Genomic DNA, 21552 nt, shown 5'->3' on the forward strand with positions numbered 1-21552 from the left:
CTAATGATGAATATAGTAAAGGGGAGTATAAAAATGAGCTCTACAATTTCGGAAATTCGCCTTCATTTGCCATCTTCAGTGTTACCGTATGAACAAACAAAAAATATATTTAGTGAGGATTCTCAAACACGGTTGGTTACTGAGGGGATTGTAGTTTTGCCAACTCCTCAGCATGTCACAAAACTAGAAACAGCGATTGAAAAAGCTAACCAATCATTAGATTTGCAACGAGCGGGGTTGAAATTTGTTAAGCATGAAAAGTTAAATGATTACTACATTCAAATTGTAGACACTAATAACGAAGTTATTAGAGAAATTCCTAGTAAAAAATCACTTGATTTTTTTGCTGCTTTTATGGAATTCAATCGATTGTTCGATGAACGTGTATAAAGGAGGGAAATCATGACAACACCTATCCGATTTGGCGGACTTGCTAGTGGGATTGATACAGATACAATCATCAAACAATTGATGCAAGCGGAGCGAGTTCCTGTAGATAAACTTGAACAAAAAAAACAAACTACCGAATGGAAGCGTGATGCGTATCGAGAAATAAATCGATCGCTCATGACACTCCGAAACAGTGCTGTCGATTTAATGTTCAGTCGAAACTTCTATGCAAAAACTTCTAGCTCATCTGATGAATCGCGTGTCTCAGTTGTAGCAGGACCATCGAGCGGGAACACGGCAATTCGTGTTGAATCCGTTAGTCAGCTTGCGACAGCTGCAACCCAAGTTGTCGAACCAATAGACAAAAATGGGAATGCAGTTACAAAGACAACGAAAGTTGCAGACATGAATTTGCAATCGACCACTCAAGAAGTGACTTTATCTACCATTACAAAGGAATGGACACTCTCACCAAAACCGAGAACAGGGACAACCATAACATTAAAAGATGCAACGAGTAATCCTATTGACGCCTCAACCTATACTTACGATGAAGCAACAGGAAAAGTGACAATGAATGATGGGACAGATGTACCTATCGGAGCAACGGCGACCTACACATCGGGTTATCAAGTTCAAGTTCGTTCGACTAACGGTGGTGAATTTAAAACAATTAAAGTGGCAGAAGATGCCACTATGGAGAATTTTGTTACTGCGTTAAATGGCAAAGATTCTGGGATTTCTGCATTTTTCGAGCCGATTTCTGGAAAGTTGTCACTCACTCAAAAACAAACGGGTGAAGAGGCGATTATTGAATTTGATGCCACTACGAAAGCTGTTTTTGGGATTGATCCGACTGCTGCTCCCCAAAAAGGAAGTAACGCTACTTTCATGGTTAATGGTATTTCAATGACTCAAAGCTCGAACACTGTGACAATTGATAATATGACGATAACGTTAAAGTCACAGTTTACGGCAGGTGAAGGTGCTGTCACTTTAACTGCAGCGACTGACACCCAGAAAGTCTTTGATAACATAAAAGCGTTTGTCGATAAATATAATGAAACGATCGACCTTATGAACAAAAAAGTAAAAGAAGATCGCTTCCGTTCATTTGCGCCACTTACGCAAGCACAGCGTGATGAATTGTCAGAGGACGAAGTTAAAAAGTGGGAAGAAAAAGCGATGAGCGGGATGTTACGGGGCGATACAATTGTTCGAGGGGCGATGGAATCGCTTCGAAGTAATTGGTCAAGTACTTCGATCGCAACGAATGACACAGACATGCGTCAATTGTTTCAAATTGGTATTTCAACCGGTGCTGACTTTACAAACGGTGGGAAAATTGAGCTGAATGAAGAAAAACTCAAGGCTGCAATTGAAAAAGATCCGGACCAAGTGTATCAGTTATTTTCCAACACGGAGAGTGGCTTACTCACACAAGTTCGTGATACTGCAGCTAGTTCACGTTCGTCTATCACTCGAATTGCTGGTGCGGATGGCTCAGGTGCACCAACATATTCGATGGGGCGTGAAATGACAGAAATAGATAATCGGATTAGACGATTAAATGATCTGTTAATCGATAAAGAAAATGCCTACTACCGTCGCTTTGCGGCGATGGAAACGGCGATGAACCAGGCGAACTCGCAAGCCGCTTCACTTCAACAGTTCTTAGGCGGAGGCATGTAAGAGGAGGAATTTAAATGGTAGCCAATCCATACGCAGCTTATCAAAACAATGCGGTCACGACCGCGAACCCACAGGAACTGACGCTTATGCTTTATGACGGGGCGCTCAAGTTCATGCGCCTAGCCAAGCTTGCGATCGACCAGGGCAACCCTGACTTGAAGAACATCAATATCCAAAAGACGCAAGCCATCTTCCAAGAGCTTCGTCTCACACTTAATAAAGACATCGCCATCTCGGCGAACCTAGACTCGCTCTATGAGTACATGTGGCGCCGTCTCGTCGATGCGAACGTCAAGAACGACACGACAATCCTCGACGAGGTACTCGATTTCACGACGGAACTCCGCGACACGTGGAAGGAAGCGATGAAACTCGCGAAGCAGTCATGATGCCGATTGATGAGATCATCTTAAAGACACAGCGCCTGAAAGAGTTGCTGGCACAAGTCCCGGAGGAGCCGACGTATGACACGTGGATGGAACAAATCCATGAGCTCTTGGACGACCGGGAACAATTGCTCGCGGCGCACGGTCCTGATTTGGAGAAAGCCGATCAGACGGTTCTCCGGCAGCTCGTCGACGACAGTCAAAAGATTGCGCGTCTCATTGAGGCCGAACACCAGCGTCTCGGAATGACGCTCGGGACGGCCCGAATGGAACGGAAGACGGTCAAATCGTACGTCGACCCGTATGAAGACGTCGATTCTAACTTTTCTGGTCTATTCGATCAACAGACATAAAAGCTCGGAGGCATATGCCTTCGAGCTTTTATGCGTTAAGAGGTTTTGACTTGGCGACGCATGCGAATGATGAAATAAGAGACCGTAAACAAGATCAGCCCACTTACCGTGAAATTTAAGTAGAGGCGCACGGCATCTTGAAGTGACGTCACTGGCGTAGACCCACCAAACCAAAGGAGTGGCAGGATTGTCACGTGCATGATGCTCCAGTGAATGAAAATCTGCTTTTTGAACGACCATTGTCGGACTTCGTAAATGACACTCGTCAGCCCGAGAAAGAAGGCGACCCCGGTATAGACGAGCATCGGGCGTAAAGCGTCTGCATTTCCTGACCAGCCTTGATAGAGCGCGAGGATCGCGAACGGAAGCGACCATAAGAGGCTCCGTACGAACCCTTTCTTCACGAATTGCATATGTACCATCCCTTCATTGAATCGTTGTGCATATATACGGATATCACGCAAAAAGGTTTCGGATAAAAAGCGAGGATGAAATCACGTCTGTTTTCCGCTATAATCGGGTAAATATCATTGTAGCCGTTGCTTCTTTTCTGGAAAGAGGAGGGAAACGAGATGCGTGAGAAAGAGTCCAAACCGGTATCGTCACGGAAGCGCCGTTATTTCGTCTATGGTCCAGAGGGAGCGTACGATGAGTATGTGGAACGGGACCCGAAACTCGAGGCGTATGTCGAGGACGATATGCCGCTTGAAGATCGTCCCGACCCATATGAGGAAGAAGAGCTAAAATCAAGAGGATAAGTGTATATGTCAAGGTCCGATTGTGGACCTTGACTTTTATTTTGCCTGGAATGTTTTCTTATCACGGTACGGATTGCCAATTCGTTATATTCGTCTTAAGCACATCACTTGGATTATGAAAAAGGAGAGATGAAGATGAACATGAAACGATTTGGCTTACTGGTGGCGGTACCGCTCGCACTACTCGCCGGATGCGGGGAAGCAGATGAACTGAAGACGACGGCGACGGATACGGAAGAAGTGGCAGAGGCGGAAGCGAGTGCGCCAGAGGAGACGACTGCTGAGGAGATGGACGTCCAAGAAAGCGAACTCGGCACGAACAAGATTTATTTGAAGAATAAGGCAGTCACCATCACGGAGACGATGGGACCGATTCAGTTCGCAATCGACAAAGTGCAGACGTCACGTCTCACGGTCGCGGAAGCATACAGCGACTCATTCGATGGACAAGAAGAGGTGACGGTCGTCGCGATGAACATGATCGTCGAGAACACGGTCGACGAGACGATGAGTTTCCATCCGAACCAGGCGACACTCGTGACGAACACGGGGGAGCAGGTGTCTTCGGACTTATGGTTCTCAGATGACGTTGGTGGCGAATTCATGGGGAAAGTGAAGAAAGAAGGGAATGTCCTCTTCTTCGTGAAGGCGAAGCCAGAAGAGCTGACGGACTTGAAAGTCGTCATCGATGGACCGTTTAACGAGAACTTCGACAAAGTGGCAGAAGAACGCTACGAATATACAATCAACGTGACGAAATAAGATTAAGCGTGCCGAGCGAGTGTCGGCACGTTTTTTGTATGGTCATTGGAAAATGAGTAGAGGAATTATCATAAAACACATGATTATTTCTAATTAGATGGGTACATATTCAATATAAGTCATTGTCCGACGAGATTTTCGAATAGGAGGGAGCGTGTCATGAAGGTTCGACATTGGTTGTTCACATTGCCTCTCGTATTTCTGATTGGATGCGGGGAGACGGATGAGGCGACGAGTTCTGAAACTACCGAGCAAACCGAGCAGGCGACTGATGAAGAAACCACTTCTTCATCAGAAGGAAGTGAATCGAGCAAGGGTGAAGATACGTCAGAAGGGATTGGTGGCTCCGAAGAGTTTGAGGTAGAGGAGGATGAGATTGGAGTTAGACAAATCTACATGAGAGACAGCGATTTAGGCATCGAAGAAAAAATCGGTCCAATCATTTTTCAAATCAACAAAGTTCAGACGATGCGGCTTCAAGTAGCTTCTGATTTCCGCTCCGTGTTCGACGACAAAAAGGAAGTGACGCTCGTTTCCTTTAGCGTGGTTGCAGAAAACACGAGCGATGATACTGTCACCTTTTATCCGGATCAAGCACGTCTTGTCACGAACACAGGAGAACAGATTGATGCTGCTTTCTTACTTTCCGATGACGTCGGTGGTGAATTTTTAGGAAAAGTGAAGAAGGAAGGTGGGGTACACTTTCAGGTTGAATCAATGCCAGCAGAGTTGACCGAAGTGCGTTTTGTCGTAGAGGGTCCGTATAACGACCAATTCAATACAATCGCGGAAGACCGTTACGAATACACAATCGATATATCGAAATAAATAAAGGGCGTGCCGAAACCAAACGGCACGCCCTCTTTGTCTAGTCTAAACCTGAACGATAGAGGATAATGAAGATATCCCATCTTTTAGGAGGTCAGTGATGAAGGATGTATCTCTACTCAAATATGACCAAAAGCTCCATTATGAATGGTCGAGTCATGTCTTGGAAGAAACGGAGGATTATGTATTATTGTATGCGGGGCCGGGGCGGAAGCTCCAACATCATACGCGAAATGCCTGTTATACATACGATTCTCACTCGCTGGAGTGCTTCATGCGGCATGAAGGGTTTACGTTACAGCTTGATTTAGAACAGGACGGCACGATGCGCTGGTACTCCAATATCGGTCTCCCTCCAAAAATTACGGATGAGGAGATTCATTTCGTTGACTTGGATGTCGACCTCATTTCGAGAGAACCGGGTGAATGGCAACTCGTCGATGAAGAGGAGTTTGACATTAACCGGATAAGATATGGCTATCCAGATGCACTTGTTGAACAAGTATGGCACACCGTCGCTGAAGTGAAACGACGAATCCAGCATCAGCAATTTCCGTTTGACGGTTCGCTAGAGCGTCGTCTCATCGAACTCGCTCAAAGAGAGACGTCTCACTTCCGCTGATGCGGTAGCGGGATCGACAACACGTCCCAGTCGCTACCAGCAAATAGTTTCGAAAGGTAGACGATCTGACCGACGTGATAGCCGTAATGCGACACTTGTCGCTCAATCGCATCGATCACGGAGTGGGCTTCCCCACGAATCATGACGTTTTTCCCTAAATCCTCTGGTGTCAGGTCGGCCAAGACGTCATCCAACAGTTGCCAGCGCTCGTCCCACACCTGCATGAGTTCGTCCCGGGACAACTGCTGGTCCTCGAACTCGGCGTCGCGATTCCGGTCCGGCTTCTCGCCGTCCGTCGTCAAGAAGTCGGTCCAGCGCGACTTCATATTGTTCGCCACATGTTGGATGATGAGGGCGAGGGAGAGCGTATCGGGTGCAAGCGTCTTGTGAAGGTCCTCGTCACTCACTTGGACGAGTGCGCGCTCGGCGAGTTGTTTCTGGCTTTTGAACGTGGCGCGTACGGTATCGGGATATTGTGTTTCAAACATGAAAAAACCTCCTTTAATATGTAAGCTATTTGTTTATACCCCATCATCGAATTTCTCAATGATGACTACGAAAAAGCGTAGGATTTAATGTCCTACGCTTTCGTTTACGCATGTTCCAATCGAAAATCTTCCCAATGCGTCCGTGCCTGATTCCGAATCCGCTCCGATACTTCCTTACTGCTGAGGAGGATCCCGTACCAGCGACGAGCATCCTCATAGTAATCGAGCGAAGCCGAAAGGTCGGCAATCCGAAGCATAAGTTGATCGTACGGTAATCCGGTTCGAATCGGGTCCGTGTATGCCTCTTGCACCTCGTTGTATTTATCGAGCGTCCGCTGCATCCATTCCTTCTCAGATGCCGTATCTCCCATCAACCGATACATCCAGACGATTCGCATCCCGAGCATGGCGACGACGGACGGCTTTTGTCCGCTCAACTGGGCCGTCATGACCGCAAATTTATATAAGAGAATGACGTGCTCATGTGTCCGGTCACCTTTTAGGACATCCTGGTTCACTTGTTTGAAGTAGTGCGTCTCGAGTGCCTCCCGGTTATGCTTCCGTACCTTGTCGAACGAGTCATGGAAGACGAGGTGGCAGTGACCGCAGACGGTCGGCTCATACAAATACGGGTTCGGTCCGTCATACGTCGTATAGCCGTCCTTTTCGACCTCGAGCGGACGGATGTGACGCGACAAGACACGCTGGGTCTTACTTTCCTGTAAACAATACGGACATTTGACTTTCTTCAGAAACAAATGTTCTGCCATCTCGACACCTCACACATAGACGTTGACGAGCAATCCGCGAATCTCACCGACCTGGTCGAGGAGGGAGAGGCGAGAAGCTTCCCCTGAGATGACCTGGTCCGTCAGCGCGAGGAGTTTCTGGTCGACTTGTTCGACGACCTTGTAGATCTTCGCACGTCCCCGGCGGTTAAATCCGCGTTTGTCCTCAAGGCGGAGTGCCGCGTCAACGGCCTCTTTCATAAAGTCTTTGATCATTTTTTTATAATCGGTTAGCGCCTCGACCGTCTGGCTCTCGGCAAGAAGCTCTCCTTGTTCCTGGATCGCGGCGATCTGACGATGGAACCGCTCGTGTTCAGAGTCTTCACGCTTTTGACCGATGACGTTTTGGAAGGAGACGCCGGGTTCGACCTCGGGGCGTTTTGCCTTATTTGAGCCGAGGAGCGATTGCGTCTCCATGATGCGACGAATGTCCATATGGGCAACCGTCCTTTCTTTAGGTTAGTTCAATAATTGTAACACGCCTTGTGGCAATGCGTTCGACTGCGCAATCATCGCCATGCCGGACTGATTCAAGATATTGAGTCGGGCGAAGTCCATCATTTCACGGGCCATATCGGCATCACGGATTCGTGACTCGGACGCCGTCAAGTTCTCAGAACCGATGGCGACGACGCTGACGTTCGCCTCAAGCCGGTTTTGGATCGCCCCGAGCTTCGAGCGCTCGAGTGACACACGGTTGATGGCCGCATCGAACTTCGCGATTGCTTCTCCCGCTTTGTCTGGCGTCAATACGCTGAGGGAGTAGTAAGAAACATCTGCTGTTGTTTGATTGTTGTCATGGTCGAGAGGAGATAACGCTCCGCCTCCCGCTGTCGTCGTTGTGATGCCTAGCGCGTGCGCGCGCATGTCTTCGAGGTTCAAGACGACGGCCTCGTTATTGCCGGCACCGATTTGGAAGAAGAGCGTGCTCGCACCCTGCATGTATTCCCCGTTCATGATCTTCTTCGAGTTGAACTCCGTCGTCTCAGCGATTCGTGTCACTTCTTCCGTCAAGGCGTTGATCTCTTCTTGGACGGCTTTCGCATCGTCCTCGCTGAGCGTTCCGTTCGCCGCTTGGACCGACAGTTCACGCATGCGTTGGAGGAGGGAATGCGTCTCGTTCATCCCGCCTTCGAGCGTCTGGGTGAGTGAGATGCCGTCGAGCGTGTTGCGCTCGGCCATTGAGAGCGAGTCGAGGCGCATCCGCATCTTCTCGGAGATGGCGAGTCCTGCCGCGTCATCTGACGCCTTATTGATCCGGACCCCGCTCGAGAGACGGTCCATCGTCTTCTTCATCGACGCCTGATTCAACGAGAGTGACGTATAGGCCTTCAACGCTTGGACGTTATTGGTAATTTTCATAGCGGTTTCCTCCAGTCGGGACAGATTGTGTTTTCGCGCGTTCCATCGCCTCGCTCCACGTCTTGTCGAGGTCACTAGCGAGCGTATGTAGTTCTGCGATCTTTTGCTGATCCTGGTCGATGATCGCCTCGATGCTGGCGTTCGCCATATAGAGATAGATTTCATCAAGTTGCGCCGCGATGATGCCACCGCCGTCATGAAGTCCTTGGTGGAGCTTGACCAACAGTTCGCGCGCTTGGCGCAGGTGACGATTTCGTTCGGCAATCGTCGAGCCTTGGGCGCGTTCGTAATGATACGTGAGCGCGTGTAACATCGCCTGTGTCAGTTCTTCAGGCCTCATTTCATATAACTGGGTTGGGTTCATCTTGGTTCTCCTTTAATGGAATCGAGTTCTTCTATTAACAGCAACACTTCTGCCATCACGTCATACAGCTGAGGGGGAATGGCGTCCCCTAAGTCGAGGTCGAGCAGGTGTCCGAGCAAGGAATGGTCATTCTCGACCGCCACGCCTCGGGCACGTGCCTCTTGTAGAATCTTTTCAGCGACGGCTCCCGTTCCGCGGGCGACGACGACGGGCGCTTTGTCCGTCGATTCGTCATAGCGGACGACCGCGGCCGTCTTTCGTTTCGTCAAATCCATGCGTTGGTACATCGTGGCCTCCTAAATTCTAAAGTCATAGCCGGTCGTCGGGGCCGGCTTCGGCTCATCGACGACGCGTTCGGCTTTCGTGAGCGGTTTGAACTGGGTCGTCACGCTCTTATAGCCGATCGTCTCGAGCGTCTGTTCGATTTTGCCGAGGAGCGGGCGGGCGAGTCGTTCGACCGTCGCATCGTCATGCTCGAGCGTGAGGCGGAGGTTCCGGTCTTTCGCTTCGAGTTTGACACCGATTTCGCCGAGGCGAGGTGTCTCTAAGCGGATATAGAGGACGCTGTTCTCCCAGTCGACGACGTCACCGGCCTCGCGGTTTTGGATGTGGACGTGGACCCCGGTGTCGATCTCCTGTACTTTCGCCGGAAGGGCGAAGAGGAGCTGGTGGAGCTGCCCGCCATCGAGGCGGTTGAGCGTCTGTTGGACCTGAAGGAATGATGCGAGTCGCTGCGCTTCAGGGTTTGTCGTGTCGCTTCGTACGGACAGGGCGGACGTCGGCGTGTTGTTCGCCTGCGCGAGCTGAGCCTGTGCCTGGACGCGTTGCGTCACTTCCTGGACGTGCCGACCGGATAGTGTCGCGTCAAGTTTCAGCGGCGTGACGTTCGGGACCTCCCCCGCGCGCATTGCACCGTGAGGGATATATTCAATCCGTGCCTGGTTCGGTGCGTAACGGAAGTCGTTCAACGTCGCCCGGACGTCTTTGACGAGTGCCGCGCTCTCTTGTGGCTTTGTCGAGAGTAACGACAAGGCGAGGTCGAGCTTCGCGGTCATGGCGACGAGTTGTTTCTCCTGCGTCACATCTGTGTGAAGGAGCGCGTCCGTCTTTTGGACGAGTTGCGTCAATCTAGTCGAGACGGTCTCAAGCGCGGGACGTGCCGCATGAGGATTCGTCTCGATGAGTGCTGAGACCTGTCCGAGTTGTTTCGTCACCGTCGCCTGTTCGTTCCGGAACGTGTTCGTCACGTTCGCGAGATGGCTTGTCACTTCCTTGACCATCACCTGTCTTCCGTTCACCGGTGGGAGCGGCAACGGTTCGGTGCGCTCCATCTTCGGTGGGGCAGGGAAGTCTCGGATGACCCGGTCAATTGTCTCCGGCGTCGGTGTCACCCGTTCGCTCACGGGACGTGACAAGTTGACGAGTTCGACGTATCGCTCTTTTTGAGGATACGGCGCGTCTGGTGATGGTGTTGTGAGGAGTTGTCTTGCCTCATTTAAAGAAAGGACGGCAATCTCCCGTGCGACCTCACGCGGGACAGCCTGAGTATCGAGCGTCTTTAGATGAAGAATGACGTCACGCATGTCTCCTTTAAAGGCCGTTTCGAGCAGGCGCACCGTATCTTCGTTCATCGGCAAACGCCCGGACTGGAGCAGACGGCTGACGGCGCTTCGAACTTCGGGCGGAAGGGAAGCGAGGAGCGTCTGAATCTTCGCGTCGAGCTTTGACGATGCAGGTGGTGCGGGTTCAAGCGTCTCTTCCTTTTGTGGAACGACGGTCGCGAGCAAGACGCCGTCCTGTTCGGCAAGCGTCACGTGGAACGGGTTCGTCTTCGGAAGCCCGTCTTTGAATGTGACCTCGACTTCTTCGCCGTTGATCTTGACGATGGCGGAGTCGGGTCCTGTCTGTTTGACGAGTTCGGCCTTATAGGTCCGGTTCGTCTGGATGCCTGGTAAGACCGAACTGACGGCGGTCGCTTGGGCTTGAATTTGCATGTTTGTCACCTCGACCATAATATCGACCTCTTTTTCAAAAAATGAAGCAAAACAAACGAAAAAAACCTTCCGTCTTTTCGACGGAAGGCGTGTCATGATTCAAGCGCTGGGCTCGCATTCAATTGTTGGAACCGGGCGACGAGTTCACCTGTCGCTTTCAGTTGGTTCCGAAGGACGTACGGTGTCGCGTTCGTCTGAATTTGATGTCCATCTTTTGTGAGGACGAGGCCGTTCGGCTCCTCCTCGATATTCAGTATGTCTCGAATATGGGACCAGGCATACCATTCACAATCGTCTCGCTTTGGAGACTTCGTCGGGAAGAAGACGAGTCCGGTTGTCGGTTCGATTACGACAGGGACTTTCCCTTTTACGCCGGCGACGCGTTTGGCGATGAAGATTCTTTCCTCGATCGAGCTGTTGTACTGGCGGCAAGAAAGTTGCAACAACTGGTACGGCCGGAGCGGGGTTGAAATCTCGGTGCCATCCTCGAGAATGATCCGTGACTGCTTCATAATGTCAAAGCAAGGGAGAATCGCCACGGTTCGCTTTGTGATGCGATATTTTTCCTCAGAATAGTAGGAGCGCATACGCTGCACCATCCTCCTCGTATTAGATTTTCAGGATCGGCTAAATGACAAACGGCACAAACCTAAATCATCCCTTCAATGATATATCACAAAAAATGTAAATTCAACAAGACAATATGAAAAGTAGGGAAATAGAATTCCAATGAAAGCCAAATGACGAAACGTTTACAAATATTTGAGAAAGTGTTTGTCACGCTTACAAGAAGGTGGTAAGATTAGCCGTAGAGGACAACCCTCTGTATTCTCCAATGGTGAAAGGAATGGATTTACACATGGTAGGTAAAGTAAAATGGTTTAACTCAGAAAAAGGTTTTGGATTCATCGAAGTAGAAGGCGGCAAAGACGTGTTCGTACACTTCTCAGCAATCCAATCTGAAGGCTACAAATCACTTGACGAAGGTCAAGACGTAGAGTTTGAAATCGTTGATGGCGAGCGTGGCCCACAAGCGGCTAACGTTGTAAAATTATAATTTCAAACCGTGAAGCCGGCTCCCTCGGGAGTCGGCTTTTTATTTTGTCTATATAATAAAAAAACGCGTTTAAAAATGGGTGGAATGGGTATTTTCTTTCTATACCTTTCGCTCGTTGTAGGAAATGTTGAATTCGGAACAAAATTGTCATTATTTTCTGATGATAACGTTTTCAAACATAGCGATTTCGGGGTATAATATTAGTGAGCCACCTGGTTCCACTTTCTTTTAGAAATGAAGCAGGAGATTCCGTCACGTTCGACGAATCATTGGTTCAAGCGGTTATTTTAAGGAGGAGTTCAGATGATTTATAACATTCGCGGCGAAAACATTGAGGTCACACCAGCAATCAAAGACTATGTCGAGAAAAAGCTGGAGAAGTTGACTCGGTATTTCACAACTCCTACGGATGCACAGACGGCTTACGTCAACTTAAAAGTGTATAACGAGAAACAAAAAGTGGAAGTGACGATCCCGATGCCGAACTTGTTGCTCCGTGCCGAGGATATCAACCTTGACATGTACGCGGCAATCGACCTCGTCGTCGATAAATTGGAACGTCAAATCCGTAAACACAAAACGAAACTCAACCGTAAAGGACGCGGGAAAGAAGGTGGCGTCGGCGAGTACTTCAAGTCCCTCGAAGGACCTGATGATGCACCGGCCGTCTATGATGAGGACGAGGCAGAACTCGAACTCGTACGGACGAAACGCTTCACATTGAAACCGATGGACACGGAAGAGGCGATTCTTCAAATGGACATGCTCGGTCACAGCTTCTTCGTCTTCTCTGACGCGGAAACGGGCAACACGAACGTCGTCTACCGTCGTAAAGATGGGAAGTATGGCTTGATCGAACCAGAATAATATACTTGACCTTACACGACCCTCCGGCTTCGGAGGGTCGTTTCGTTTTGCCTTTCCTTGAAAGGTGGCACCACTTCGGTTAAACTGTACATTAGGGAAAAAACATGCATTTTTTAGTGAGTGCAGAGGAGATATGAGTATGGCGAACTTTTTGAAAGAGTTATTTGCTCCACAGAAACGAGTATTGAAAAAAGCAGAGAAAGCGGCCGACTTGATCGAGTCGTTCGCCGAACCAATCAAAGCATTGTCAGACGAACAGCTTCAAGCGAAAACGGAAGAGTTCCGTGCACGCCTAGAGAAAGGCGAGACGCTCGACGATATCTTGCCAGAGGCGTTCGCGGTCTGTCGTGAGGCATCAGAGCGTGTGCTCGGCATGCGTCACTATCGTGTCCAGCTCATCGGGGGTTACGTGCTCCACAATGGTGACATCGCCGAGATGAAAACCGGTGAAGGGAAGACGCTCGTTGCGACACTTCCGGTCTACTTGAACGCGCTCACGGGCCGTGGCGTACACGTCGTAACGGTCAACGAATACTTGGCGAAGCGAGATAAAGAACTCATGGAGCCGCTCTATTTCGCACTCGGTCTCTCGGTCGGCCTTAACGTGTCGAACATGGACCGTGTCGAGAAACAAGCGGCCTACAATTGTGATATCACGTACTCGACGAACAACGAGCTCGGATTCGACTACCTCCGTGACAACATGGTCCTTTATAAGGAAGACCGTGTGCAACGCGAGCTCTACTATACGATTGTCGATGAAGTCGACTCAATCCTCGTCGATGAGGCGCGTACCCCGCTCATCATCTCAGGATCGGCTCAAAAATCGACGGAACTCTATACGCGTGCCGATGCATTCGTCCGTACGTTAAAAGAGGAAGACGATTACACGGTGGACGTGAAGACGAAATCGGTCCTCTTGACGGACCAAGGGGTCGACCTCGCCGAGAAGTTCTTCGGCATCGACAACTTGTTCGCCATCGAGCACGTCGCGGTCAACCACCACGTCGGGCTCGCCCTTCGTGCGAACGCGGTCATGCATCACGACATCGACTATATGGTGCGTGACGGACAAGTCATGATCATCGACCAGTTCACAGGTCGTGTCATGGACGGACGTCGCTACTCGGAAGGTCTTCACCAGGCCATCGAGGCGAAAGAAGGCGTTGAGATTCAGCGTGAATCGATGACGCTCGCGACGATCACGTATCAGAACTACTTCCGTATGTACGAGAAGCTTGCCGGGATGACTGGTACGGCGAAGACAGAGGAAGAAGAGTTCCGTAACATCTACAACATGCAAGTCGTGACGATTCCGACGAACAAACCGATTCTTCGTGAGGACCGCTCAGACCTCATCTTCAAGTCGATGGAAGGGAAGTTCAAAGCCGTCGTCGAGGAGATCGCAACGGTCCACGCGACTGGTCAACCGATCCTCGTCGGTACGGTCGCCGTCGAAACGTCTGAATACTTGAGCAAGCTCTTGACGAAGAAAAAGATTCGTCACGACGTCTTGAACGCGAAGAACCACGCGCGCGAGGCGGAAATCATCGAGAACGCCGGTCAAAAAGGCTCGGTCACGATCGCGACGAACATGGCCGGTCGTGGTACCGACATCAAGCTCGGCGAAGGTGTCATTGACCTCGGTGGTCTTTATATCATCGGGACAGAGCGTCACGAGTCACGCCGGATCGATAACCAGCTTCGTGGTCGTTCAGGTCGTCAAGGGGACCCGGGTAAATCCCAGTTCTACTTGTCGCTCGAAGATGAGCTCATGCGTCGTTTCGGAACGGACAGCCTCCAGAACATGATGGAGCGTCTCGGGATGGACGACACGCAACCGATCGAGAGCCGTATGGTCTCGAAAGCCGTCGAATCGGCGCAAAAACGCGTCGAAGGAAACAACTACGATGCACGTAAACAGCTTCTCGGTTACGATAACGTCATGGCCGACCAACGGAAGGTCATGTATAAAGACCGCTCGAGCATCCTCGAGAACGAGTCGGTCACAGACATCGTCCGTTCGATGATGGCACAGACGGTCGAACTCGGTGTCGGTCAATACACACCGATCGAACTCGTGCCAGAAGAGTGGAACATCGACGAGCTCGCGCACTGGGCGAACCAGACGCTCGCGCTCGAGCGTACGGTCGAAGGTAAAGACTTCTTCGGTAAAGAACGCGAAGAGATCATCGAACTCCTCATGGAGCGCGTGAACGAGCAGTACGAGGCGAAACGTCAACTCGCACCGCCTGAGCGCTTCAACGAGTTCGAGAAGATCATCGTTCTCCGTGCCGTCGACTCGCACTGGATGTCTCACATCGACCACATGGATCAGTTGCGTCAAGGGATTCATCTCCGTGCATACGGACAGAACGACCCGCTCCGCGAGTATCAGGCGGAAGGGATTAACATGTTCGATGCGATGAACGCAGCCATCTCAGAAGAAGTGACAGGCTTCGTGCTCCGTGCCGAAGTCGGGGACAACCTCCGACGCGAGAAAGTCGTCGAAGAAGAAGTCGCCGTCTCAGGCAAGGAAGACGCACCGGTCAAGAAGAAGCCGGTCCGTCGTTCGAAAGAAGACAGCATCGGCCGGAATGATCCGTGCTGGTGTGGGTCTGGTAAGAAGTTCAAGAACTGTCACGGTAGACAACAGGCTTAATTATTGAAGAGGCGGGTCCGCTCGCCTCTTTCCTACGGAAAGGTGAATCAACACTATGGAAATTTCAGATATTCGGAACGAACTTGAGGCAATGGCGAAGCGCCTCGAGAACTACAGAGCTTCGCTCAACTTAACGGAGAAGGAAGCACGCATCGCCGAGCTCGAGAACGAGATGACGTACCCTGACTTTTGGGACAACCAAGAGAAGGCACAAAAAGTCATCGACGAGTCGAACGGTCTCAAAGCGATGGTCGACAAGTACCAAGACCTCGCGACACAGCATGAGGACGGCGAAGTGACGCTCGAACTCATCAAAGAAGAGCCGGATGCCGAGATGCAAGAAGAGCTCGCGGAGACGATTCAATCGCTCAAGAAAGAGTTCGATGATTTCGAGCTCGAGATTCTCTTGAACGGACCGTACGATGCGAACAACGCGATCTTGGAACTACACCCGGGTGCGGGCGGTACCGAGTCACAGGACTGGGCATCGATGCTTCTTCGGATGTATCAGCGCTTCGCAGACAAGCAAGGCTGGAAAGTCGAGACGGTCGACTACCTTCCTGGTGAAGAAGCGGGCGTCAAGTCGGTCACGCTCCGCATCGTCGGGCACAACGCGTACGGCTACTTGAAAGCGGAGAAAGGGATTCACCGTTTGGTCCGCATCTCGCCGTTCGACTCGTCGGGCCGTCGTCACACGTCGTTCGTGTCATGTGACGTCATGCCAGAATTCGATGACGACATCGAAATCGAAGTACGGACAGAAGACCTCCGCATCGACACATACCGCGCGTCAGGTGCCGGCGGACAGCACATCAACACGACAGACTCTGCCGTCCGGATCACGCACGTGCCGACGGGCGTCGTCGTCTCTTGTCAGACAGAACGTTCACAGATCAAGAACCGTGAGTCGGCGATGAAGATGTTGAAAGCGAAATTGTACCAACGCGAACTCGACGAGCAACAACGTAAGCTCGACGAGATCCGTGGGGAAAAAACGGACATCGGTTGGGGTAGCCAAATCCGTTCATACGTCTTCCACCCGTATTCGATGGTCAAAGACCACCGTACGAACCACGAGGTCGGAAATACAAGTGGTGTTATGGATGGTGACGTCATGCCGTTCATCGATGCTTACCTTCGTAAAACAAATATGTGATGCATGTGGCTCAAAGACTCCTGTCTTTGGGCCACGTTGTCTGTAAAGGAGAATTTCTTTAATGAAGCAAATCGTCAAAGACTATCTATATTTGTTGACGGGCTCGGTGTTCGTCGCCTCGGCCTTCAGCTTGTTCCTGTTGCCGAACAACCTCGCGTCGGGCGGGGTGAGCGGGATCTCGGTCATCACGTATGAACTGTTCGGCATCTCGCCGGGGGCGTTCCAGCTCGTGGCGAACGTGTTGCTACTTATCATCGGATGGGCCATCCTCGGTCTCGGCTTCGGCGTGAAGTCGCTCGTCGGCTCCATCTTTTTACCGGGTGTCATCCTTTTCTATGAGGCGATCGATGCGGGAGCTGCCGTGAACGACACGTTACTCGCCGCCATCTTCGGTGGAGTCGGCGTCGGTGTCGGACTCGGTCTCATCTTCCGGGGGCGTGCCTCGACAGGTGGAATGGACTTGATCGCACAGATCTTACATAAGTTCACGCACATCCCGCTCTATCTCTGTATCGCCATCCTCGACGGTATGGTCGTTTTGACCGCTGCTGTCACGTTCTCGTTCTCGACCGGGCTCTATGCACTTATCGCGTTATTCATTACGGTCAAGATGATCGACTTCGTCCAGCTCGGGTTCACACAGGACAAGATGGCGTATGTCATATCGGAGAAACGGGACTTCATCGTTCGGGCCGTCTTTGAGGAGCTCGACCGTGGCGCGACGGAGATTCAGGCGATCGGGGCGTATTCTCGTCTCGACCGTCCGATGCTCATGATTGTCGTCCGTCAGAGCGAGGTGAGCCGTCTGAAAGAAATCATCCGTCGGATCGATCCGGAGGCGTTCCTCGTCTTCAGCGAGGCGCACGAGGTGCTCGGACAAGGGTTCACGTCGGATAAGCGCTACATCAACGTCCCGTAAGTTGTGGAATCTTTGTGTACTTTTCGTGAGATTAGGTTAGAAAGTATACGTGAACGGCTATAATGGTAAATGTAGGTCATTTCTACAACTTAGGAGGGGAACGTGGTTATGAAAAAATGGATGATGGCCATCGGCCTTGGCGCCATGCTGACACTCGGCGCATGTGGCGGCGGCGAAGAAGAGGACACGTCGAGCAACGGGGATTCGGGCTCGAACACGGCATCGGTTGACGCGGAAGCGGTATACGCACAAAACTGTGCGGCATGTCACGGTGCGAACCTTGAAGGAATGAGTGGTCCGTCACTCGAGCAAGTCGGTGCTCGTCTGTCGGCAGAAGAGATTGAAAACGTCATTCGTAACGGTCAAGGCGCGATGCCTGCGAACGTCCTCGAAGACGATGAAGAGATCACGGCAGTTGCCGCTTGGCTCGCTGAGAAAAAATAAGACACGGAAGCATGAGGTGAGCATTTACCTCGTGCTTTTTTGTTTTGGGTGTTATTGCTTGGGGAATTATTGTTAGGGTAGTAGTAGACGTTATGGAAATGGAGTGAGGACAATTGAAGACGAAGTTGATTGACTGGCCGACTTTTATTGGCTCGTTTGTACTACTGTTAGGGGTGACGTTACCGCTCATTTTCTTCCCGGAGACTGGTAAGGCGTGGGTCGGGGCGGCGAACGAATACATGACCTCTAACTTCGGAGTATTGTACTTAGCGATGGGCTTAGGTGCATTCGGATTTTTGATTTTCATTGCCTTCAGTAAGAATGGTCATATCAAGTTAGGTCGTGAAGATGAAGAACCCGAGTTCAGCACGTTCTCGTGGGCGGCGATGTTGTTTGCTGCCGGTATCGGGTCGAGTATCCTGTATTGGTCAGTCATCGAATGGGTCTACTATTATCAAGGACCGCCGTTCGGGCTGACACCTGAGTCACCTGAAGCGATTCAGTGGTCGACGGCATACGGCATGTTCCATTGGGGACCGATAGCCTGGGCAATCTATACGTTACCGGCACTGCCGATCGCCTATTTCTTCTATGTGCGTAAAAAGTCAGTATTGAAAGTCAGTGAAGCGGTACGTCCCGTGATTGGCAGATGGGCGGACGGCCCACTCGGTAAATTGATTGATATCTTATTCATTTTTGGATTATTAGGCGGTGCCGGGACGACGCTCGCGCTCGGGACACCGATGATTGCCGAAGGGGTCAACGAACTGACTGGGATTCCGGTCACGCTCGGTATGCAAGCCGTCATCATGTTGATTTGTACCGTCATCTTTGCCGTCAGTTCATATATCGGACTGAAGGGCGGAATCAAAGTACTGAGTGACTTGAACATCTGGCTCGCGCTCGGGATTTTAACGTTCGTCTTCATCTTTGGACCGACACGCTTCATTTTGGAGACGACATTCAACGGAGTCGGGATTGTCATGGACAACTTCTTCCGCATGGCGACGTGGATGGAACCGTTCGGTGACTTCGGCGGATTCACGACAACGGGGTTCCCTGAGTCGTGGACTGTATTCTATTGGGCATGGTGGCTCGTGTACGCACCGTTCGTCGGACTGTTCGTCGCCCGCATCTCGCGCGGCCGGACGATTCGGAATATGATCTTCGGGACAATGGTGTACGGGACGCTCGGATGTATCCTGTTCTTCGGGATTCTCGGGAACTACGGACTGTACCTCCACTTGAGCGGCACGTTCGATGTCGTCGGCTATATGGCGGCAAATGGACCGGCCCCGACGATCATCGCCATCATCAGCCAGTTGCCGTTCGGTAAGGTTGTCGTCGGCGTCTTCACGCTTCTCGCCATCATCTTCTTGGCGACGACGTTCGATTCATCGTCTTACATTTTGGCATCGGTCACACAGAAACATGTCGAGGACGAGCCGATCGTCTGGAACCGTCTCTTCTGGGCGTTCGCACTTGCGATCATGCCGCTCACGCTCATGTTCCTCGGTGGACTTGATACGCTACAGACGGCGAGTATCGTCGGTGGGTTCCCGTTGATCTTTATCATGTTCCTCCTGGCCTGGTCGTTCGTCCGGGTGTCGAGTCGGGATATCCGAGCATCCGATGATTATGAGTCGTCGACGATCCATATCAAATATCGGAAGCGCAAAAAGTCTCCGTTTGACGCATTGAAAGAAAAACCGCATGACTAATTATTGACGATATCGTGAAGGGTGCTCCCGCAGGAACACCCTTTTTGAAATGCGGTTTCAACATTTTCATACATATAGAGAAGGCGAGGTTCTTCGCGACATTTTCCCACCGAACTCAATCGAACTGAAACACTCCTGTAATGGTCTTTTAAAAGTTGGATTGATATAATTGTAGTCGCTTCAACTATGCCCTAGATGATTTTTTGACCAGGCGAACAATAAAACAGGACACCTTGACAGAGGGAGCCGTTTCCTGTAAAAAAGACTCTAGGCGAAATATACAGTAACTAAAACAATTGATTCAACTTCGTCATAGATGCATAAAAATATTTTAAAAAGGGTAGGGAATACGTTATGATCTCGATGCAAAAAGTCAGTAAAGTATATCCAAACGGCGTCGTAGCCATGGATGACCTCGATCTAGAGATTCGCGACGGCGAGTTCCTTTATGTGGTCGGGCCTTCTGGTGCCGGAAAGTCGACCTTCATGAAGATGATTTATCGTGAGGAGAAACCGACGGCCGGTCAATTGTTGATTGACGGACTAGATGTCGGAAAAATTAAAGACCGGCACGTACCGAAGTTGCGCCGCCAACTCGGCGTCATCTTCCAAGATTTCAAATTGCTTCCGACACTCACTGTCTATGAGAACGTTGCGTTCGCATTGGAAGTCGTAGGGGCAGACGCGACGTCGATTCGTAAACAAGTCATGGATGTGTTGAACCTTGTCGGATTGAAAAACAAGGCGCGCAACTATCCAGATGAACTCTCAGGCGGAGAGCAGCAACGTGTCTCAATCGCACGGGCGATTGTGAATAAACCAAAACTCATCATCGCCGATGAGCCGACGGGGAACTTGGACCCGGAAACGGCATGGGGCATTATGGAAGTGTTTGAGGAAATTCACCGCCGCGGAGCGACGATCGTCATGGCGACGCACAACCGTGACATCGTCGATAAGATTCGTCACCGCGTCATCGCGATTGAGAATGGGAAAGTAGTTCGCGATGAAGAGAAAGGAGCATATGGCTATGATATTTAAGACTGGATTGCGCCATTTGCGTGAAGGGTTCAAAGGAACACTTCGTAATGGATGGATGTCGTTTGCGGCGATTAGTGCCGTGACAATCACCTTGTTGCTTGTCGGTGTCTTCGCACTCGTCATGTTCAACGTCAATGAGATCTCAGACAACGTTGAGAACGATGTCGAGATTCAAGTGTTCATCACCCGGACAGCGGATGAGAACTCGGTAGAGAAACTCGGACAGAACATTGAACAGGTACCAGGCGTCTCGACGGTCACGTTCAGCTCGAAAGAGGATGAATTGCAGAAGTTCCAAACCCAACTCGGGGACGATGCGGCAGCATACGGAACGGTTGAGAAAGACAACCCGCTCCACGCCCGTTATATCGTCAAAGCGCAAGACCCGACAGAATTAGAGGAAGTGGCCAAGTCGGTCGGTTCACTCGAAAATGTCGATGATGTGAAGTACGGAAAAGACTACATCGACAAAATGTTTGCCTTCTTCAACGGGATTCGCATCGGTGGACTCGCGTTGATCGTCGGATTGACATTGATGGCGATGTTCTTAATCTCGAACACGATCAAGATGACCATCTTCTCACGTCGTCGTGAGATTGAAATCATGCGACTCGTCGGAGCGAAGAACAGCTTCATCCGCTGGCCGTTCTTTATCGAAGGACTGCTTCTCGGTATGCTTGGTGCTCTCGTCCCGATTCTCGTCATTTATTTCGGATATGACGTCGCATATAGTGCTTTACAACCATCGCTTGATCAATTGAATAGTGATATATTTAAGTTGATTGATCCATCAATGCTCACGGTACAAGTATCGCTCGTCTTACTTGCACTCGGTGCGTTCATCGGGATCTGGGGATCGACGACATCGCTCGGTCGCTTCTTGAAAATCTAACTTAAA

26 protein-coding genes are annotated in these 21552 nt (G+C 50.7%); 17 read left to right on the forward strand and 9 right to left on the reverse strand.

Annotated features, from left to right (window positions below; genetic code table 11):
• The first annotated feature begins 33 nt into the window (after window positions 1-33).
• From AC5LIL_RS04140 to AC5LIL_RS04155, 4 genes are read left to right on the forward strand one after another with little or no spacing between them, the layout of a single operon-like run.
• A complete protein-coding gene (locus tag AC5LIL_RS04140; protein ID WP_499825001.1) occupies window positions 34-390 on the forward strand; it encodes a flagellar protein FlaG in 357 nt (118 codons plus the stop codon).
• 12 nt (window positions 391-402) lie between these two features.
• A complete protein-coding gene (fliD, locus tag AC5LIL_RS04145; protein ID WP_499825002.1) occupies window positions 403-2082 on the forward strand; it encodes a flagellar filament capping protein FliD in 1680 nt (559 codons plus the stop codon).
• Window positions 2083-2096: 14 nt separating this feature from the next.
• Window positions 2097-2471, forward strand: a complete 375-nt coding sequence (fliS, locus tag AC5LIL_RS04150; RefSeq protein WP_214758342.1) for a flagellar export chaperone FliS — start codon at window positions 2097-2099, stop codon at window positions 2469-2471.
• Window positions 2435-2821, forward strand: a complete 387-nt coding sequence (locus AC5LIL_RS04155) for a flagellar protein FliT (RefSeq protein ID WP_499825003.1) — start codon at window positions 2435-2437, stop codon at window positions 2819-2821. The genes fliS and AC5LIL_RS04155 overlap by 37 nt, the downstream gene beginning before the upstream one ends.
• A 35-nt stretch (window positions 2822-2856) precedes the next feature.
• On the opposite strand, the gene AC5LIL_RS04160 is transcribed toward AC5LIL_RS04155, so the two are convergent.
• On the reverse strand, window positions 2857-3234 hold the full coding sequence (locus AC5LIL_RS04160) for a DUF3021 family protein (protein WP_499825004.1): 378 nt from the start codon (window positions 3232-3234) through the stop codon (window positions 2857-2859).
• A 159-nt stretch (window positions 3235-3393) separates the two neighbouring features.
• Here AC5LIL_RS04160 and AC5LIL_RS04165 point away from each other — a divergent pair, with 159 nt between their 5' ends.
• From AC5LIL_RS04165 to AC5LIL_RS04180, 4 genes are all read left to right on the forward strand, one after another.
• Window positions 3394-3579, forward strand: a complete 186-nt coding sequence (locus AC5LIL_RS04165; RefSeq protein WP_499825005.1) for a hypothetical protein — start codon at window positions 3394-3396, stop codon at window positions 3577-3579.
• 135 nt (window positions 3580-3714) lie between these two features.
• Window positions 3715-4341, forward strand: a complete 627-nt coding sequence (locus tag AC5LIL_RS04170) for a DUF5068 domain-containing protein (RefSeq protein ID WP_499825006.1) — start codon at window positions 3715-3717, stop codon at window positions 4339-4341.
• A 159-nt stretch (window positions 4342-4500) separates the two neighbouring features.
• Window positions 4501-5169: a DUF4352 domain-containing protein gene (locus tag AC5LIL_RS04175; protein WP_499825007.1), complete on the forward strand. Its 669-nt coding sequence runs from the start codon at window positions 4501-4503 to the stop codon at window positions 5167-5169.
• 100 nt (window positions 5170-5269) lie between these two features.
• Complete coding sequence (locus tag AC5LIL_RS04180) at window positions 5270-5791, forward strand: DUF402 domain-containing protein (RefSeq protein ID WP_499825008.1); 522 nt, start codon at window positions 5270-5272, stop codon at window positions 5789-5791.
• Here AC5LIL_RS04180 and AC5LIL_RS04185 read toward each other — a convergent pair.
• From AC5LIL_RS04185 to AC5LIL_RS04220, 8 genes are all read right to left on the reverse strand, one after another.
• On the reverse strand, window positions 5779-6279 hold the full coding sequence (locus AC5LIL_RS04185) for a DUF1572 family protein (protein ID WP_214785877.1): 501 nt from the start codon (window positions 6277-6279) through the stop codon (window positions 5779-5781). The genes AC5LIL_RS04180 and AC5LIL_RS04185 overlap by 13 nt on opposite strands.
• A gap of 104 nt (window positions 6280-6383) precedes the next feature.
• Window positions 6384-7049: a DUF2225 domain-containing protein gene (locus AC5LIL_RS04190; RefSeq protein WP_499825009.1), complete on the reverse strand. Its 666-nt coding sequence runs from the start codon at window positions 7047-7049 to the stop codon at window positions 6384-6386.
• 9 nt (window positions 7050-7058) lie between these two features.
• On the reverse strand, window positions 7059-7502 hold the full coding sequence (locus AC5LIL_RS04195; protein WP_499825010.1) for a YaaR family protein: 444 nt from the start codon (window positions 7500-7502) through the stop codon (window positions 7059-7061).
• 24 nt (window positions 7503-7526) lie between these two features.
• Window positions 7527-8429, reverse strand: coding sequence for a flagellin N-terminal helical domain-containing protein (locus AC5LIL_RS04200; RefSeq protein ID WP_499825011.1), 903 nt, complete (start codon window positions 8427-8429; stop codon window positions 7527-7529).
• Window positions 8413-8793 (reverse strand): flagellar export chaperone FliS, encoded by a 381-nt coding sequence (locus AC5LIL_RS04205; RefSeq protein WP_214785869.1) that lies wholly within the window; start codon window positions 8791-8793, stop codon window positions 8413-8415. The genes AC5LIL_RS04200 and AC5LIL_RS04205 overlap by 17 nt, the downstream gene beginning before the upstream one ends.
• The gene (locus tag AC5LIL_RS04210) at window positions 8790-9080 is read right to left on the reverse strand and encodes an EscU/YscU/HrcU family type III secretion system export apparatus switch protein (RefSeq protein ID WP_074033686.1); all 291 of its coding nucleotides are present in this window, start codon (window positions 9078-9080) and stop codon (window positions 8790-8792) included. The genes AC5LIL_RS04205 and AC5LIL_RS04210 overlap by 4 nt, the downstream gene beginning before the upstream one ends.
• A 9-nt stretch (window positions 9081-9089) precedes the next feature.
• Window positions 9090-10805 carry a hypothetical protein gene (locus tag AC5LIL_RS04215; protein WP_214785867.1) on the reverse strand — a complete coding sequence of 572 codons (1716 nt, stop codon included), beginning with the start codon at window positions 10803-10805 and terminating at the stop codon, window positions 9090-9092.
• 74 nt (window positions 10806-10879) lie between these two features.
• Window positions 10880-11374, reverse strand: coding sequence for a competence protein ComK (locus AC5LIL_RS04220; protein WP_214745974.1), 495 nt, complete (start codon window positions 11372-11374; stop codon window positions 10880-10882).
• A 272-nt stretch (window positions 11375-11646) separates the two neighbouring features.
• Here AC5LIL_RS04220 and cspD point away from each other — a divergent pair, with 272 nt between their 5' ends.
• The 9 genes from cspD (at window position 11647) to ftsX (ending at window position 21546) form a co-directional block, all read left to right on the forward strand.
• Complete coding sequence (gene cspD, locus AC5LIL_RS04225) at window positions 11647-11844, forward strand: cold-shock protein CspD (protein ID WP_012726946.1); 198 nt, start codon at window positions 11647-11649, stop codon at window positions 11842-11844.
• A 303-nt stretch (window positions 11845-12147) separates the two neighbouring features.
• Window positions 12148-12711 carry a ribosome hibernation-promoting factor, HPF/YfiA family gene (hpf, locus tag AC5LIL_RS04230; RefSeq protein ID WP_214687196.1) on the forward strand — a complete coding sequence of 188 codons (564 nt, stop codon included), beginning with the start codon at window positions 12148-12150 and terminating at the stop codon, window positions 12709-12711.
• 139 nt (window positions 12712-12850) lie between these two features.
• A complete protein-coding gene (secA, locus tag AC5LIL_RS04235; RefSeq protein ID WP_214760051.1) occupies window positions 12851-15373 on the forward strand; it encodes a preprotein translocase subunit SecA in 2523 nt (840 codons plus the stop codon).
• Window positions 15374-15428: 55 nt separating this feature from the next.
• Complete coding sequence (prfB, locus tag AC5LIL_RS04240) at window positions 15429-16529, forward strand: peptide chain release factor 2 (RefSeq protein ID WP_214693596.1); 1101 nt, start codon at window positions 15429-15431, stop codon at window positions 16527-16529.
• Window positions 16530-16590: 61 nt separating this feature from the next.
• A complete protein-coding gene (locus AC5LIL_RS04245; protein ID WP_214693594.1) occupies window positions 16591-17448 on the forward strand; it encodes a YitT family protein in 858 nt (285 codons plus the stop codon).
• 108 nt (window positions 17449-17556) lie between these two features.
• On the forward strand, window positions 17557-17892 hold the full coding sequence (cccB, locus tag AC5LIL_RS04250) for a cytochrome c551 (RefSeq protein WP_012726941.1): 336 nt from the start codon (window positions 17557-17559) through the stop codon (window positions 17890-17892).
• Between the two features lie 113 nt (window positions 17893-18005).
• Entirely contained in the window at window positions 18006-19613 is a 1608-nt protein-coding gene (locus AC5LIL_RS04255; protein WP_499825013.1) for a BCCT family transporter, read from the forward strand.
• Window positions 19614-19967: 354 nt separating this feature from the next.
• A complete protein-coding gene (gene ftsE, locus AC5LIL_RS04260; protein ID WP_499825014.1) occupies window positions 19968-20654 on the forward strand; it encodes a cell division ATP-binding protein FtsE in 687 nt (228 codons plus the stop codon).
• The gene (ftsX, locus tag AC5LIL_RS04265) at window positions 20644-21546 is read left to right on the forward strand and encodes a permease-like cell division protein FtsX (protein WP_499825015.1); all 903 of its coding nucleotides are present in this window, start codon (window positions 20644-20646) and stop codon (window positions 21544-21546) included. The genes ftsE and ftsX overlap by 11 nt, the downstream gene beginning before the upstream one ends.
• Window positions 21547-21552: the final 6 nt, after the last annotated feature.

The organism is Exiguobacterium sp. RM11 (assembly GCF_059821525.1).